At 57.9% G+C, this 15,183-nt stretch carries 17 protein-coding genes; 9 read left to right on the top strand and 8 right to left on the bottom strand.

Going from position 1 to position 15,183, the window contains the following annotated elements; all coding sequences use genetic code 11:
• Nucleotides 1-17: 17 nt before the first annotated feature.
• Nucleotides 18-1,523 (bottom strand): PAS-domain containing protein, encoded by a 1,506-nt coding sequence (locus AB1A64_RS16285; protein WP_366552377.1) that lies wholly within the window; start codon nucleotides 1,521-1,523, stop codon nucleotides 18-20.
• Nucleotides 1,524-1,587: 64 nt separating this feature from the next.
• The gene (gene regB, locus AB1A64_RS16280) at nucleotides 1,588-2,985 is read right to left on the bottom strand and encodes a sensor histidine kinase RegB (protein ID WP_366552376.1); all 1,398 of its coding nucleotides are present in this window, start codon (nucleotides 2,983-2,985) and stop codon (nucleotides 1,588-1,590) included.
• A gap of 92 nt (nucleotides 2,986-3,077) precedes the next feature.
• Between regB and AB1A64_RS16275 the strand changes: the two genes are divergently transcribed.
• From AB1A64_RS16275 to AB1A64_RS16265, 3 genes are all read left to right on the top strand, one after another.
• On the top strand, nucleotides 3,078-3,698 hold the full coding sequence (locus tag AB1A64_RS16275; RefSeq protein WP_366552375.1) for an SCO family protein: 621 nt from the start codon (nucleotides 3,078-3,080) through the stop codon (nucleotides 3,696-3,698).
• Between the two features lie 85 nt (nucleotides 3,699-3,783).
• Nucleotides 3,784-4,338, top strand: a complete 555-nt coding sequence (locus AB1A64_RS16270; RefSeq protein ID WP_142637470.1) for an ActR/PrrA/RegA family redox response regulator transcription factor — start codon at nucleotides 3,784-3,786, stop codon at nucleotides 4,336-4,338.
• A 101-nt stretch (nucleotides 4,339-4,439) separates the two neighbouring features.
• Nucleotides 4,440-5,054 (top strand): hypothetical protein, encoded by a 615-nt coding sequence (locus AB1A64_RS16265; RefSeq protein WP_366552374.1) that lies wholly within the window; start codon nucleotides 4,440-4,442, stop codon nucleotides 5,052-5,054.
• On the opposite strand, the gene AB1A64_RS16260 is transcribed toward AB1A64_RS16265, so the two are convergent.
• Entirely contained in the window at nucleotides 5,051-5,644 is a 594-nt protein-coding gene (locus AB1A64_RS16260; RefSeq protein WP_366552373.1) for an HD family hydrolase, read from the bottom strand. The two genes, AB1A64_RS16265 and AB1A64_RS16260, sit on opposite strands and share 4 nt — an antisense overlap.
• A 204-nt stretch (nucleotides 5,645-5,848) precedes the next feature.
• Between AB1A64_RS16260 and AB1A64_RS16255 the strand changes: the two genes are divergently transcribed.
• The 4 genes from AB1A64_RS16255 to AB1A64_RS16240 all read left to right on the top strand — a co-directional run bounded on the left by AB1A64_RS16255 (nucleotide 5,849) and on the right by AB1A64_RS16240 (nucleotide 8,900).
• A complete protein-coding gene (locus AB1A64_RS16255) occupies nucleotides 5,849-6,163 on the top strand; it encodes a hypothetical protein (protein ID WP_170349524.1) in 315 nt (104 codons plus the stop codon).
• 101 nt (nucleotides 6,164-6,264) lie between these two features.
• Nucleotides 6,265-7,653, top strand: coding sequence for an adenosylhomocysteinase (gene ahcY / locus AB1A64_RS16250; RefSeq protein ID WP_366552372.1), 1,389 nt, complete (start codon nucleotides 6,265-6,267; stop codon nucleotides 7,651-7,653).
• Nucleotides 7,654-7,666: 13 nt separating this feature from the next.
• A complete protein-coding gene (locus AB1A64_RS16245) occupies nucleotides 7,667-8,416 on the top strand; it encodes an extensin family protein (protein WP_366552371.1) in 750 nt (249 codons plus the stop codon).
• A gap of 142 nt (nucleotides 8,417-8,558) precedes the next feature.
• Nucleotides 8,559-8,900: a DUF2853 family protein gene (locus tag AB1A64_RS16240; protein WP_366552370.1), complete on the top strand. Its 342-nt coding sequence runs from the start codon at nucleotides 8,559-8,561 to the stop codon at nucleotides 8,898-8,900.
• A gap of 202 nt (nucleotides 8,901-9,102) precedes the next feature.
• Here the strand turns inward: AB1A64_RS16240 and AB1A64_RS16235 are convergent, their stop codons facing one another.
• The 5 genes from AB1A64_RS16235 to tsaD form a co-directional block, all read right to left on the bottom strand.
• On the bottom strand, nucleotides 9,103-10,224 hold the full coding sequence (locus tag AB1A64_RS16235; RefSeq protein ID WP_366552369.1) for a hypothetical protein: 1,122 nt from the start codon (nucleotides 10,222-10,224) through the stop codon (nucleotides 9,103-9,105).
• A 160-nt stretch (nucleotides 10,225-10,384) separates the two neighbouring features.
• On the bottom strand, nucleotides 10,385-10,807 hold the full coding sequence (locus tag AB1A64_RS16230; RefSeq protein WP_366552368.1) for an EVE domain-containing protein: 423 nt from the start codon (nucleotides 10,805-10,807) through the stop codon (nucleotides 10,385-10,387).
• A complete protein-coding gene (locus tag AB1A64_RS16225; protein ID WP_366552367.1) occupies nucleotides 10,807-11,076 on the bottom strand; it encodes a YciI family protein in 270 nt (89 codons plus the stop codon). The genes AB1A64_RS16230 and AB1A64_RS16225 overlap by 1 nt, the downstream gene beginning before the upstream one ends.
• Nucleotide 11,077: 1 nt before the next feature.
• The gene (locus AB1A64_RS16220) at nucleotides 11,078-12,040 is read right to left on the bottom strand and encodes an NAD(P)H-dependent glycerol-3-phosphate dehydrogenase (protein WP_366552366.1); all 963 of its coding nucleotides are present in this window, start codon (nucleotides 12,038-12,040) and stop codon (nucleotides 11,078-11,080) included.
• Nucleotides 12,037-13,134: a tRNA (adenosine(37)-N6)-threonylcarbamoyltransferase complex transferase subunit TsaD gene (tsaD, locus tag AB1A64_RS16215; RefSeq protein ID WP_366552365.1), complete on the bottom strand. Its 1,098-nt coding sequence runs from the start codon at nucleotides 13,132-13,134 to the stop codon at nucleotides 12,037-12,039. Before tsaD ends, AB1A64_RS16220 begins: the two co-directional genes overlap by 4 nt.
• 97 nt (nucleotides 13,135-13,231) lie before the next feature.
• Between tsaD and AB1A64_RS16210 the strand changes: the two genes are divergently transcribed.
• On the top strand, nucleotides 13,232-13,945 hold the full coding sequence (locus AB1A64_RS16210) for a uroporphyrinogen-III synthase (protein ID WP_366552364.1): 714 nt from the start codon (nucleotides 13,232-13,234) through the stop codon (nucleotides 13,943-13,945).
• Between the two features lie 54 nt (nucleotides 13,946-13,999).
• Complete coding sequence (locus tag AB1A64_RS16205; protein ID WP_366552363.1) at nucleotides 14,000-15,178, top strand: hypothetical protein; 1,179 nt, start codon at nucleotides 14,000-14,002, stop codon at nucleotides 15,176-15,178.
• Nucleotides 15,179-15,183 lie beyond the last annotated feature (5 nt).

Genomic DNA, 15,183 nt, shown 5'->3' with positions numbered 1-15,183 from the left:
GGCGGCTGCAACCCGGTTCAGGCGCTGATTTGACGGATCGGCAGGGTTGACGGCGCATCCTCGACCGAGAACCGCACTATTGTTGCGCCGCTCTGCATGGGACTGACAGTACAGGACAGTTGGGTGCCGTTCCGCAGCCTAAGATCGTTGGACCATTCGGCGCGGTTGTCGCGCATTTCCACGAAGTCGCGGATCTCACCGAGGATCGGTGAGGCGGCACATTGTTCCTGCCAGCCACGCGTCACATCCAGCACGGAATCCGGTTCGAACCCGGCCTCACCAGAACCCCCCCACAATTGTTGATAGGCGCGGTTGGTGAAGGCCAGCGTTCCGTCATCACCAAATACCGCGATCGCATCGGCCAGCTTATCCAGAACCGATTGCATCAGATCCATTTCCGAGCGGAATCGCCGGGTCAGGGTAATCTCGGCCGTGATATCCTCGAACAGAAAAGCCACGGCGCCGTCGGGATGCGGTCTCCCGCTAACCGAATAGACCGACCCTGAAGGGAGCGACCAGGTTTCTTGGTAATTCCCGTCCTCGGCCGCTTCGAGCAGGTCGTTCATCTGGTTGCGCCACCCGCGATAATTCTTGGGTTCCGGCATCATGTGTTGATCCCGCAGCCGGTCAAAAAAGCTGGACAGGCTGGGGCGGCAACTGAGGAAATCCGGGGGCAGGGTGGTTAAATCGATTAGCGCTGGGTTGAACAAGGCCAGTTGTCGGTTGCGGTCAAATATGGCCAGCCCGATGGACAATTGAGCAAAGGTTTTCGTCATGGTCTGGACGAACTTGCGCTGGGTGGTCTCTGCGGCGACGATGGCATTGATATCGACGGCATAGCACAGATGCCCCTCGGGGTGATCCACCAGAGTCAGGTCGAACCACAGCTTGTTGCCGCTGCCTTCGGAGGAAATTGAGATGCGGCTTTTTGCCCCCAGCCGCGCGTCGTCATCAGCGCCGGGGAACATCGGTGCGGTCAAATCGGTATCCTGACCGCGGACCTTGCGCACAAGTGACACATAAGCTGCATTACACCAGCGCACATTGCCTTGATGATCCAGCAGCCAGACCGGATAGGGGGCTTGTTCCATCGCCAGCCGGATCGGGTCTTGGGGGTCGCGCTGCACCGGGGCGGGGCGGTCGGTACTGTCGCGCAGTTGCACCCGCACGATCCCGTCGATCCATTCACAAAGAACATCGCGTTCGATGGTGCAGTCGATGGCAGGAATGACCAGGGTACCTTCGCGTCGAATACGGTCTGGTGTTTCCGGAAAGGTCGGAAAGTCCCGTTGCAGCAGGCGGCGCAGATCAGGCCAGTCGCGGACTGCCTGAAACCCTTCCAGAGCAATGTCGGAATGGCTGATCAGCCGGTCCCCATCGAACAGAAACACCGCATCAAACAGCGATGCGGGTGAGGACAGACCGAAATTATCGCCCCGCTGCCGACGACGGGGCAAAAGCCATTGCACCGCCAGACTGGCGGATACCAGGCTGATAGCGGCCAGAATGATCCAGTCGACCATGCTCTCCTCGGTACTGACATCACGAGAAGGAACTATGCGCGTTAATGGTTAACGGGGTCTTAACTCAAACCTGGATACGCTGGTTCGCACCCGACGGGACAGGCGTGTCCCCGGTTTGCGCGTCGACCAGTTTTCGCGGCCAGGAAACTTGTACGATCGCGCCCCGCCGGTCTTTTTTGTCGCTCAGGTTCTGATAGGGGTCTGACCCGTTGGCGAATTGCAGTTCTGCCCCGCTGCGTTCCAGCAGGGTTTTGGCAATGAACAACCCCAGTCCCATGCCTTCATACCCCGGGCGGGTCCGCTGATCGGATTCGGCCCGGCGGCGGCGCATGAAGGGGTCACCGATACGGCCAATCATCTGCGATGGGTACCCGCGCCCGTCATCCATGATGTTGATAGTGATCTGGTCTGTGGTCCATTCGGCCTCGACCCAGACATTGGCGCGGGCGAAATCCACCGCGTTCTGGATCAGGTTGCGCAGTCCGTGAATGATCTCGGGCTTGCGCAGGATCGAGGGCTGCTGCACATCACCGTCCCCAGCAGGCCCTTCGTCAAAATGAACCGCCTTGCCGCGATGAATATGCGGCTCGGCGGCCTCATGCACCACGGTGGACAGGGGGGCCTGCCGCAGATGTAGGTCGTCTTTGCCGGCGCGGCCCATATCGCGCAGGATATCGCGGCAGCGGTTGGCCTGTTCGCGGATCAGCGCGGCATCGTCCTTTAGGTCAGGGCGGTCATCCAGTTCCTCGATCAGCTCGGAACTGGTCAGCTTTATCGTGGCCAATGGCGTTCCCAGCTCATGCGCGGCGGCGGCGACCACACCGCCCAGATCGGTCAGCTTCTGTTCGCGCGCCAGCGCCATGTGGGTGGCGGCAAGTGCTTCGGACATGGATCGGACCTCAGAGCTGACACGGTGTGAGTAGGCCCCGATAAACACAATTGCGATAACGATCGCGGCCCAGTTTCCGAACAATAACATGTCGGGGATCAGCAATGCCTCGCCCTGCTCCGTCCGCAGCGGCAGATGAAACTCGGCCAGCAGGGATGCCACAACAATCGCAACCCCCCCCACAATCAGAGTTGAACGGGTACTCATCACGTTGGCCGAAATGGTCACTGGCCCCAGCAGCAGCAACGCAAACGGGTTGTTCAGACCACCGGTCAGATACAGCAGAATGGCCAGTTGCAGCAGATCAAACAGAACCATCAGGAAGTTCTCAAACTCGGTCAGGCGCTTGTTTTGCGGGAATAGAAGAATGGCCGTCATGTTGCCCATGACCGAAACACCAATGGCCAGATAACACAGGGCCAGTTCCAGCTGCACGTGATAATAACGCTGTGCCACGGTAATGGCCGTGAACTGGCCAATGATGGCCACCCAGCGCAACAGGATCAGCGTGCGCAGCCTAATCCAGTTGCTCCCTTCCTGACCGGTCCACGAAGTGATGTTGGAATTTGCCATCGGTCTATTATGTCCTGTTGCATCGGCTGTTCATCTTGATAGGTGTCCCGGCGAAAACGATCAACAACCCCTCTCATTTCAGGATTGATGTCATGACCCGTCTGTATGCCATCCTAGCAACCGTAGTTCTGGCCGTTGGCCTGGGCGCCATGTGGCTGCTGACGCTGGGGGGCCGGTCGGACGATCAGTTCGCGCAATGCCGTTCTGGCCAGATCGCGGGCGGTTCAGCCGCGATTGGCGGCCCGTTCGAGCTGATCAACGGCAAGGGTGAAACTGTTACCGACAAAGATGTGATCACCGAGCCGACGCTGGTTTATTTCGGCTATAGCTTCTGCCCCGATGTCTGCCCCTTCGATATGTCACGCAATGCCGAGGCCGTGGATATTCTGGCCGAGCGTGGCCAGTCGGTGACGCCGCTGTTCATCTCGATCGATCCGGATCGCGACACGCCCGAAGTGATGGCTGACTATGCGTTCAACCTGGGCGGCAAGACTATCGCGCTGACCGGCACGCCCGAGCAGGTCAAGGCCGCCAGCCAAACCTACAAGACCTATTACAAGGCTCATGACAAAAGTGACGAGTATTATCTGGTCGATCATTCTACCTTTACTTACCTGATGACGCCCGAGCATGGATTCCTGGAATTCTTCAACCGCGACGACACTGCGGAGCAGATGGCCGACAAGGTCGGGTGCTTCCTGGATCAGATATAGGGCGCACAGTCGATTTGACCTTTGAAATGGCGCTGCTATTACTCATGTTTAAGCCAAAGACGTAAAATTACGGAAAGAACAGAATATGGCGGACAGCTCTGACCTGGATATCGGCCCCGATAAATCCCTGCTTTTGGTGGATGATGACGAGCCGTTTCTGAGACGTCTGGCCAAAGCCATGGAGAAGCGCGGATTCGAGGTTGAGACCGCAGGTTCCGTCGCAGCAGGCCGCGCCATTTCAACCGCCCGACCCCCCGCCTATGCCGTTGTCGACCTGCGGCTTGAGGATGGCAATGGTCTGGATGTGGTCGAAGTTTTGCGCGAAAAACGCCCCGACAGCCGGGTTGTAGTTCTGACCGGATATGGCGCCATTGCCACCGCCGTGGCCGCCGTCAAGATCGGCGCGACCGACTATCTGTCAAAACCCGCCGATGCCACCGACATCACCAACGCATTGCTGGCCAAGGGCGACGAACTGCCCCCGCCGCCGGAAAACCCTATGAGTGCGGATCGTGTACGTTGGGAACATATCCAACGGGTTTATGAGTTGTGCGACCGGAACGTCTCCGAGACCGCCCGCCGCCTTAACATGCACCGTCGGACGTTGCAGCGGATTTTGGCGAAGCGCAGCCCGCGGTGATTCAGGCTAAATTTTCTTGAGAAGCTGTTTTTTTGGCCAATTTCTTTGGCTCAGAAAGAATGCGCTGTTGTTAATACAGACTATGATCGGAAGGATCGGAATTGGAAGATTTGGCTGCGTACTTGTTTTCGCCTTTTTCGTCTTTTTTGCTTGGCGCTGTCTCTTCTCTGTTTGTTTGGTGGTTGATTCCTCGGTGCTGGAAACCAGAAGTGACTTTCTCTGAAGAGTTGGTTGAATATGTGCTCGATGGAGACGAGAGCTTTTTTCAATGTGCGTTCGAGAACACCGGATCACGTGACATAATTGATCTGGAGATTCAGGTCAGGATCGGCATCAAAGGCTATCGCGGTGCGACAGGTTGGGCACACCATTTAGTAAAATCAAACGCGTCGAAAGTGCCACTATTGTCGCCGGGCAAACAAAGGCGAGTGAAAATCTTCGATACTCGTGATCCGATAGAGTTCATAGACAAACCTTCAAAGACCATTAGAGAAGCAATTGAAAGCTGCCATTCGCTGCGAGATGTTTTGGAGTTAGGCGATGACGGTGAAGTCCGGATACACGTTTTTGGTTTTGACTCATTCAGCGGCGTCAGAAAACACTTCCAGTCTAAAAAGTACTGTGATTGGGAAATACGAAAAGGTACATTCAGAGGCCTGAATGTTGTAAAAAACAATAGGTTTGCAAAACCAAATTATAGCACTACTGAAGGCTAGAAGCTCTTCAACAGTACTCTATGCCTAGTCATGTACGCTTCACGCACCTCAACCGGTGGGCGCAGGGTAATCTCCAACCCCTCCATCACCGCTTTGTCCGGACGACCAAAGAACTTCGTCGCCTCAGCCTCGGAAAACCCTGCGATCTGGGTGGCCTCCATCCAGGCGCTGATTTTGTCGGCCTTTTTGATCTGACGTTTCACCGTTTTCGGCACCGCAGCAGGCAGGCCAAAGCGGATGTGTATCGCCGCCGCCAACCTGTCATCCAGCGCGCCGTAATCGGGGCCAACGGCGGATTTGACCGGCGAGATCATATCTCCGATCACATATTCCGGCGCATCATGTAACAAAGCCGCGAGGCGCCATTTCACCGGTGCTTTGGGCGCAATCCGGCCAAAAAGCTCCTCAACCAGCAGGGAATGCTCGGCCACGGAATAGGCGAAATCACCCGCCGTTTGGCCGTTCCAACGCGCCACAAAGGCCAGTCCGTGGGCGATATCTTCGATTTCGATGTCTACGGGGGTCGGATCCAGCAAATCCAGTCTGCGCCCCGACAGCATTCTTTGCCATGCTCGTGCTTGTGTTGCCATTATGCCATGCCCTGTGAAGTCGCTCACGTAAGTTTTGCGTTTTTGTGTTATGATGTACCTGTCGAGATCACCAGCTGCCAACTTTTTCTTGACCAGACGTGCTTTGAATTGGCGCGTGGTGATACCGACATCTGTGCTGAGGGGGGTGCATGCTCCTCCTGGTGTGCCCCTCTCGGAACGTAACTCGTATCGGAAGGAGCTACTATGTTTAAGCGACTGTTTGGAATTACCCTGGCCTTTGGAATGGCCGCCACTGCCCCCCCTGCATTTGCCCAAGGTTGTGCGCAACGCGAGCATGTGATCGCCAAGCTGCAAGACAGCTATTCAGAAGAGCTGGTCTTTGGTGGATTGCAGAAAACGCGTGGTGCGCAGGCGGTTATGGAGGTTTGGACCTCGAAGGAAACCGGAAGCTATACGGTTCTGGTGACCCAAGCGAACGGCATTAGTTGTATTGTCGCCGTTGGCACCGATTTTTTTGAAGCGATCCCGAAGATTACACTAAAGGGTGAGCCCAGCTAATTTTTGCTGCCAAATAATCTGTTTTCGGCCATCTGCGTTGCTACCTGCCCCAAGGGATGCTAGGGGGCAGCCCGGACCTGCTTACCGGAATGGAGTATATGATGGCCGGGGACTATATCGTCAAAGACATTGCGCTGGCCGGGTTTGGCCGCAAAGAGCTGGACATCGCCGAAACCGAGATGCCGGGCCTGATGGCCCTGCGCGCGGAATACGGTGACGCAAAGCCCCTGAAAGGTGCGCGGATCGTCGGTTCGCTGCACATGACCATCCAGACGGCTGTTCTGATCGAAACATTGGTGGCGTTGGGCGCGGATGTGCGCTGGGCGTCGTGCAACATCTTCTCAACCCAGGATCACGCGGCGGCGGCGATTGCCGAGGCTGGTATTCCGGTCTTTGCGATCAAAGGCCAGACGCTGGAAGAGCATTGGGATTATCTGGACAAATCCTTCCTGTTCGAAGATGGCCCGAACATGATCCTGGATGATGGCGGCGACGCAACGCTGTATATCCTGCTGGGTGCCCGCGCCGAAGCCGGCGAAGACATCATCCCTGTTCCGGGCTCGGAAGAGGAAGAAGTCATCAAGGCCCAGATCGCCAAGCGTATGGCGGCAAGCCCTGGCTGGTTCACCAAGATGCGCGACCAGATCCAGGGCGTGTCCGAGGAAACCACCACCGGTGTGAACCGTCTGTATCAGCTGGTGAAAGACGGCCACCTGCCGTTCCCGGCGATCAACGTGAACGACAGTGTCACCAAGTCGAAGTTCGACAACAAATACGGTTGTAAGGAATCGCTGGTCGACGGCATCCGCCGTGCCACCGACACGATGATGGCCGGTAAAGTTGCCGTTGTTTGTGGTTATGGCGACGTGGGCAAAGGCTCGGCCGCGTCGCTGCGTGGTGCCGGTGCCCGTGTAAAAGTGACCGAAGTGGACCCGATCTGCGCGCTGCAAGCGGCAATGGACGGTTTTGAAGTCACTCTGCTGGAAGACGAAGTCGCCAGCGCGGACATCTTCATCACCACCACCGGCAACAAGGACGTGATCCGCATCGAGCATATGCGCGAGATGAAGGACATGGCCATCGTCGGCAACATCGGTCACTTCGACAACGAAATTCAGGTGGCCAGCCTGAAGAACCACAAATGGACCAACATCAAGGAACAGGTGGACATGATCGAGCTGCCCTCGGGCAACCGCATCATCCTGCTGTCCGAAGGTCGTCTGCTGAACCTCGGCAACGCCACGGGTCACCCGTCGTTCGTGATGTCGGCCTCCTTCACCAACCAGGTTCTGGCGCAGATTGAACTGTTCACCAAAGGTGATCAGTACAACAACGATGTCTACATCCTGCCCAAACATCTGGATGAGAAAGTCGCCCGCCTGCATCTGGACCGGATCGGTGTGAAGCTGACCAAGATGGACAACGAACAGGCGGCCTATATCGGCGTGAAACCCGAAGGCCCTTATAAGCCCGAGCATTACCGCTATTAATCTCGGAACGGGTATGACCAAACGCACAGGACGCCGCCGGATTTTGTATCTGGCGGCGTCTTTGCTTTTTACGGTCGTTACTTTGCTGATCGTCATAGGCGGAGGCGGGTGGTGGGTGTTGTCGCATCCGCAAACTCCGGTGCCGCCACATTGGAACCCCCTGGGGGACTTGACTGTCACAGCGCCGGTCACACCGGTCACCGCGTATCAGCTGCGCCGCGCATTGGGGGATGAGGCACAGTGTCGGGCTGCCCTGTCCGCAGCCGGAGTGGTTTTTGAGCCGATGGACGAGCTGGTGGTTGATCAGAACTGTGGCATTGCCGGTCGGGGACTTTTGTCTGGTCTGACGACCGCACGGATCGAGGCGATCGAAACCAGCTGCACCACTACTTTGCGTCTGGCCTTGTGGGAACATCACGTCGTGCAGCCCGCCGCGCGCGAAATCCTGGGCACCGACGTGCGCGCCTTACGCCACGTGGGCAGCTACAATTGCCGCCGGATGCGCACAGCACAGGGGCAAGACAGCGGCTGGAGCAGCCACGCCACCGCTGACGCGATTGATATAATCGGTCTGCAACTGGGGGACGGCCGATCACTGACCCTACTGACAGATTGGGACACACCCGGACCCGAGGCCGTGTTTTTGCATCGGATTGGACGTGGTGCTTGTGACTGGTTCCGGGTTGTTTTAGGGCCAGATTACAATCGCTTGCACGCCGACCATTTCCACCTGCAGGGTCCCGGTTGGGGCTTTTGTCGCTAGGTCAGCCGGGCCGATTTGCGCTTTAATCGGCAATAGGGGGAGAAATCCCTAAATTTTTTCCTTTCGGAAAAATATCCGTCGCGGCTAACCTTAATGAAGACGGTAAGGGTGCCGTTTCATTGTAACTTAGGGAGATTGGGACATGGGAAAACGCGACGAGCTGATCGCAAAATACGCAGATGATCTGAAAAACAAATGCGGAATGGACCCTGATATGGACCTGCTGACCAAGGTCACAATCGGATGTGGTCCGGCGATCTATGACGCCGACGCGTCGACCGTGGCTGCAACGCAGGACGGTGAGATCGAGACGGTCAAGAACAACTTTCTGATCAAGAAACTGGGCCTGTCAGACGGGCCAGAGTTGACGGGCGCTATCAACACTGCGCTTGAAACCTATGGCATGTCTGAGCGTAACAAATACCGTGCCGTTGTTTATTACATGCTGACCAAGCATTTCGGCAAAGAGTCGGTCTACGGCTGATCCCTTGATCCGACGATGCCCGTCAGGCCGCTGGCGGGCGTTTTCAATTTTAAGCACTTGCTGTTTGTGCTGACCGCCGAAATTCGACTAGTATCACAGTGTGACCAGGACGGTCAGAGCCAAAGATTTCCAGACGCGTGTGGTGAGTAGGGAGCACGCGGGGGTAGGGAAGGTTCTGAATCGTCGGAACCTTCCCGATTTTTCATTGGAACTCTTCAATAATTCGGGCAACAAACCGTTCCACTGAATCTGGCCCTCGATTTGGTTGACGTTTTCTTCCACCCCCCTTACCGGCCAGATAAACCTCGATATGACCCGGCCGCGTTTTAGGACCGGACTTCGTAAAATCCCGAGAGATACCGCCAAGCAAATGTGCCGTCAGTTCCGCAATTTGCGCGTCCTTGGGGTGATAGAATCGGACCTGAGTCGCCTTCACGGCATAATTTACCCGCGCCGTTGCAATCACGTCAGTCTGGTCCGAGGTCAAAATCTCAAGCACGGCGATGCTGGTTTCGTTCGACACGCCAACGGGTACAAAAAGAGATACCCCTGTTTCAACCGGCTGGTCATGATTAGGCAGGCTGTCATGTTTTTCGGGGATCACGAGAACCGATCTCGGTGCTGTGGCTCGGGCGATCACGAGGTCAGGTACGGTTGTTAGCGGAGCCACCGGTTCGTAAGAGCCTTGTATCACTGGTGGCAATAGAGTCTCACCCCAGGCAGGCGCATAGTCCATTGGAAAATGTGAGTTGCCCCCTACTGACCCTGGCCCCGTATTTGCAGTGGAGGTCTTGTGCGTCACTTTGGCAAACCGTGAAACCGGTTCTGCGGCGTCCGATTCCAAGCTGGACAGGGTCGTATCACCGTCATTTGGATCACCCGCCGCCGGATTTGCGTTTGCGTCGATTTCTGCTGTTGTATCAATAGATAAGCTGGTTTGAACCACTGCGTCGGGGCTTCGCCATCCTGCGAAAACGCTTGTTGCGGCCCAATGCAGGGTAGCGCCACAGAACATTGCACCAAAAACGATCGGATACATGCGATTGACGCGCTGTTTTCGGGGCGGTTGTATTGGGTGTTTCGACTGAGAACTTTTGAACACAACCTGCTCAAGTTTGAATTCACCGGGTTCTGCGGGGCTGTCTTCCTGCGGCGTTTCAATCGCAATTTCCAGTGACGTTTCCGGGTGACCTGATTGCTGCACATCGGCCAGCGCAGCGGCGCGCTGTTTTCGCGCAATCTCAAGGCGCGCTTCCCAGCATTTTGAACTCAGCTCAGCAGCAATGTCTTCGTTCTTCCCACCGCTGCCTTCAACGTCAGACATGGGTTCTTGCTTTCGAATTGATCAACCAAAGATCGAGCAACACCAAAAGACAGACGACCACTGAAACTGCGGCCGCCATTGCCCCCACATGGTGCAGCCCTAAAAATATACCATTTTATTGGTGGTTTGAGAAGGTTTGCACCCTTAGACGTTGATTCCGTCAATCCGGTTGGGTGGCCCCCAGCGCACAGATGGTTACCCATTCCTTATCAGTCACAGGTTGAACGGACAGGCGCGAGTTTTTCACCAGCACCATCTCGTCCAGACGTTCATCTGCCTTGATCTGCTCTAAAGTGACAGCTGTGGTGAACGGGCGTACAGCCTTGATATCCACACATTCCCAGCGTTCATCATCTGTGGTGCTGTCGGGGTGGGCCTCGGCGCAGACCTCGACAATACCGACAATCGCCTTGTCCTTTTGCGAATGGTAAAAGAACCCGCGATCACCGATTGCCATCTGACGCATGAAATTGCGCGCCTGATAATTGCGCACGCCGTCCCATTCTTCGCCCGCATCGCCTTTGGCAACCTGCTGGTCCCAGCTCCAGGTCGAGGGTTCGGATTTGAACAGCCAATATGCCATCAGCCGACGACCTTCTTCCACACGATCAGATCAACGGATTGAAACAGCCCTGCCTTGGCGTAGGGGTCGTTGTCTGCCCATGCTTGTGCAGCAGCCATGTCCTCGACCTCAAGAATAATCAGCGAGCCGACCATCGCGTCGCCGTTCAGCAGGGGACCTGCCTGTGCAACAACGCCAGTTTCCTCGATATAGGTCAGGTGGTTGGCGCGATTGTCCAGCCGGGTTTGCAGGGCGCCGTCCTTGTCCTTGGCGATCAGGGCGATGAGCATACTATTCCTCCTTGAGGGGTCGGTTGAGCAGGGTTTGAATGGCTTGGGGCACACTATAGGTGCCGTGGCTCAGGTCGGCCACCGTGGCGCTGATGGGCATGTCCAGCCCCTCAGCCGTGGCAATGTCGGCCATGGCGCGCGCGGTTGCGACGCCTTCGACCGTTGTTTGGCTGTCGAAGGGACGATTTTGACCCAAACACAGGCCAAAACGATAATTTCGGGACAATTCGGACGAGCAGGTCAGCACCAGATCGCCCAATCCGGACAGGCCCATCAAGGTATCGGGACGCGCACCGCGCATCAAAGCGAACCGCTGCATCTCGGCAAAACCACGGGTCATCAGAGCTGCGCGGGCACTGTCGCCCAGCCCGGCCCCAATGGCAGCGCCGCAGCCGATGGCCATGACGTTTTTCAATGCCCCGCCCAGTTCCGCGCCGATCACGTCGGTGGTGCGATAAAGGCGCAGGTTCGCAGTGGTCAGTTCGGTCTGCAGCGTTTCGCTCAGATCACCGTCCGCGCAGGCCAGCGTCAGCGCCGTGGGTAACCCGCGCGCGATGTCATCGGCAAAGCTGGGCCCGGTCAGCAGGGCCGGGCGCGCATCCGGGATGGTTTGGCGGATCACCGAGATTGGACCAAGGCCCGAGGACAGCTCGATCCCCTTGCAGCAGGCAACGAGCGTCTTACCGGCTAAAACTGGAGCATGTTCCGTCAGAGCTGCACGCAATTTCTGCATGGGCACCGCCAACAGCAAGACATCAGCGGTCACGGCGTCCTCTATATCGGCTGTCACCAATACTTCGTCTGGCAGGGTCACATTCGGCAGGCGCGCAGCGTTCTCGCGGCCGTCTTGCATGTCGCGTGCTTGCTCGGTGTTGCGCGACCACAGCGTCACCGGCCCGTTCCCGGCCAGCGAGATCGCTAACGCGGTGCCAAATGCCCCTGATCCAAGGACCGCCACGCTCATGCCTTTGCCCCTTTCTTGCCGCTGCCCAGCATGGCGGGACTGGTCTGATCCAACGGCCAGCGTGGCCGGGCTGTCAGGTCTAGCCCGTCCTTGGCGCCGGTGCGATACAGCTCTAACCCGGCATAGGCAATCATGGCGGCGTTATCGGTGCATAGATTCAGCGGAGGGGCCGTGAAACGCGCGCCTTTTTCTGCGCAAACAGTCTCTAACGCGGCCCGAATGGCCGAGTTTGCTGCTACGCCACCCGCGACTGCGATCACGGGGTCTGTGGGGTTTTCTTCCAAATACCGGTCTATTGCCCGGCGGGTTTTTTCGGCCAAGGTGTCGACAACGGCCTGCTGAAACCCGGCGCACAGATCGGCGCGGTCCTGACGGGTCAGCCCGCCCTTTTCGGCAACGATCTGGTCTCGCATCCGCATCAGTGCGGTCTTGAGCCCAGAGAACGACAGATCACATCCTGGCCGGTCCAGCAGTGGGCGCGGAAAGCGGAATCGCTTGGGATCGCCCGACCGGGCTTCGACCTCGACCGAGGGGCCGCCGGGTTGCGGCAAGCCCAGAAGGCGGGCGGTTTTGTCGAACGCTTCGCCGGGGGCATCGTCGATGGTGCCGCCTAAGCGGGTGAATTGTTCCGGTCCGTGGGCGATCAGGTACTGACAATGCCCCCCCGAAACCAGCAGCATCAGATAGGGAAAAGCGATCCCATCCGTCAGACGCGGTGTCAGGGCATGCCCGGCCAGATGGTTTACCCCGACCAGTGGCAGGCCGGTCGCCGCGCTTAGCCCCTTGGCACACATGACGCCGGACATGACGCCGCCAATCAGACCGGGCCCGGCGGTGACGGCGATGGCGTCCATATCGGCCAGGGTCAGCCCTGCGGCCTGCAATGCCTGTACCACGCAGACATCCAGTTTTTCGGCATGCGCACGGGCGGCAATTTCGGGAACGACACCGCCAAAGGCGCTGTGCAATTCGGTCTGGCCATGCACGATCGACGACAGAACCTCGGCCTCTGCACCATCGATTTGGCGCACGACGGCGGCGGCCGTGTCATCACAGCTGCTTTCCAACCCGAGGATGGTAAGTGTTTGCACCATTGGCCTGATCCGTTACACCATGACTGCCAAGCGGGGTATCACCCTGCGCGGATGCAAACAATCCCAAGGCGGAAGGCGCCGACCGTTGTATTTGTTGATGACCCGCCCGCGCGCCGCCTCAGAACGGTTTGTCGCGCAGCTGCCGGCCCGCACCAGATCCCGGGTCAAGGTCATCTATTCCCCGCTACTCGAAATCAACCCCTTGCCGATCAATGTCGACACCAGTGGTGTGCGGGGGCTAATTTTCACCTCGGCCAATGGGGTGAATGCTGCCGTATCCCTAGGTCTATCGCGGGACATGCCCGCCTTTTGCGTCGGCCCTGCCACCACCGGAACGGCCCAAAGTGCTGGGTGGAACGCGCAGATGGTTGGCGCAACTGCCGAAGAACTGGTGGCCTATCTGCTGAAACACCGGCCCGACAGCCCGCTTTTGCATTTGCGCGGTGAACATAGCCGGGGCAATGTCGCCACCCGCCTGACCGAGTCGGGACTGACCGTACGCGAACAGGCCGTCTATGAGCAGCGCCTGTTACCGCTGACACCCGAGGCCGCAGCCGCCACCGATGGCAAAGAGCCGGTCATCGCGCCGTTATTTTCGCCCCGGACGGCGCGACAATTTGCCGATATCTGGGCGGGTTCAGCGCCCCTGTGGCTGGCCTCGATCAGCGAAGCGACTGCGGAACCCCTTTATTCTTTGGACTATGCACATCTAAGGGTCGCCAAAGCGCCAACCCCGAAGAAAATGCGGAAAGCGGTTAAAAAACTTGTGAAACATGCGATGCGGGTTGAGGGTAGCGAGACCACCGATTAACTTAGAGTGGCCTGTTATTCATATGATTTTGGATTCGATAAGGGGAATGTTGCGGTGGCTCGTAAGAAGAAAACCGATCAAAAGCCAGTGGAAGACCCCAAGTCGGACGAAGCGGTCGAATCCACAATTGCCGAGGAACAAGCTCCTGTTGACGCGGCCGGGCCGGTAGAAGAGGGCTTTTCCGAAGCCGAAGCCGAAGCCGAAGCCGAAGCCGAAATGGCCGTGGAACCGACCCACGCTGAGCCCGCGGCGCACAAAGAAGAAAAGCGAGGCGGCTTTGTCCCGGCCCTGATCGGTGGTGCGATCGCCGCAGCGATTGGCTTTGCCGCCGGCAGTGCGGGCATGTTCAATTCGGGCCAGTCTGACGCGCTGACAGCCCTTGAATCGAAGTTGAGCGACCAGGCCAGCCAGATTGAGGCGCTGACGAAATCCCTATCCGAATCCCAGTCGGGCAGTTCGGACGTAGACAGCAAAATCGTGGCTCTGACTGATCAGGTCACGCCGCTCAGTACGGATCTGGCGGCGTTGAAATCCAGCCTGGATGGGCTGGCAGGCAAGGTTGACCCCTTGGCCAGCCGTCTGAACGATCTTGAAAGCGGCGCCCTGACGCAAGGCGCCTCGCCCGAGGTTTCGGCCGCCTTTGAGGCCGAACTGAAGAAACTGCAGGACTCGCTGACCGCGCAGCGGGCTGAGGTCGAGAAAATGGTCTCGGATGCACAAGCGCTTGAAGCGCAGGCTGCGGTTAAGGCGCAAGCTGCGACCAATGCTGCGGTTCTATCTCAGGTGCATGGGCAGTTAGAGGCAGGCCAGCCTTATAACGACCTGGTAGAACAATTGACGGCAGGTGGCGTGAGCGTGCCAGAGGCACTGTCAAAACCGTCCACAGAAGGCGTTGCAACCCTTGCCGCATTGCGCGAGTCCTTTGAGCCCGCAGCCCGCAATGCACTGGCCGATGCCCGTGACGCTGACAAGACCACCGGGCTGGTCGCCTTTCTGCAACGTCAAACCGGCGCGCGGTCGGTAACGCCGCAAGAGGGCGACAGTCCGGACGCGATCCTGTCTCGGGCGCAGGCGGCCCTGTCCCAAGGAGATATCGCCACCGCGCTAAGCGAACTGAAATCTCTGCCCGACACGGCGCAGGCCGCGTTGTCCGATTGGGAACAGGCGGCCCAGACACGTGTGGCTGCCGTGGACGCCGTAAATGCGCTGCAATCCAGCGTAAACTCGAACTGAAGGAC

Source organism: Ruegeria sp. ANG10 (assembly GCF_040705255.1).
Taxonomy (GTDB): Bacteria; Pseudomonadota; Alphaproteobacteria; order Rhodobacterales; family Rhodobacteraceae; genus Ruegeria.
Note: the sequence above shows the minus strand (reverse complement) of the source record. Positions and strands in the feature narration are given on the sequence as shown.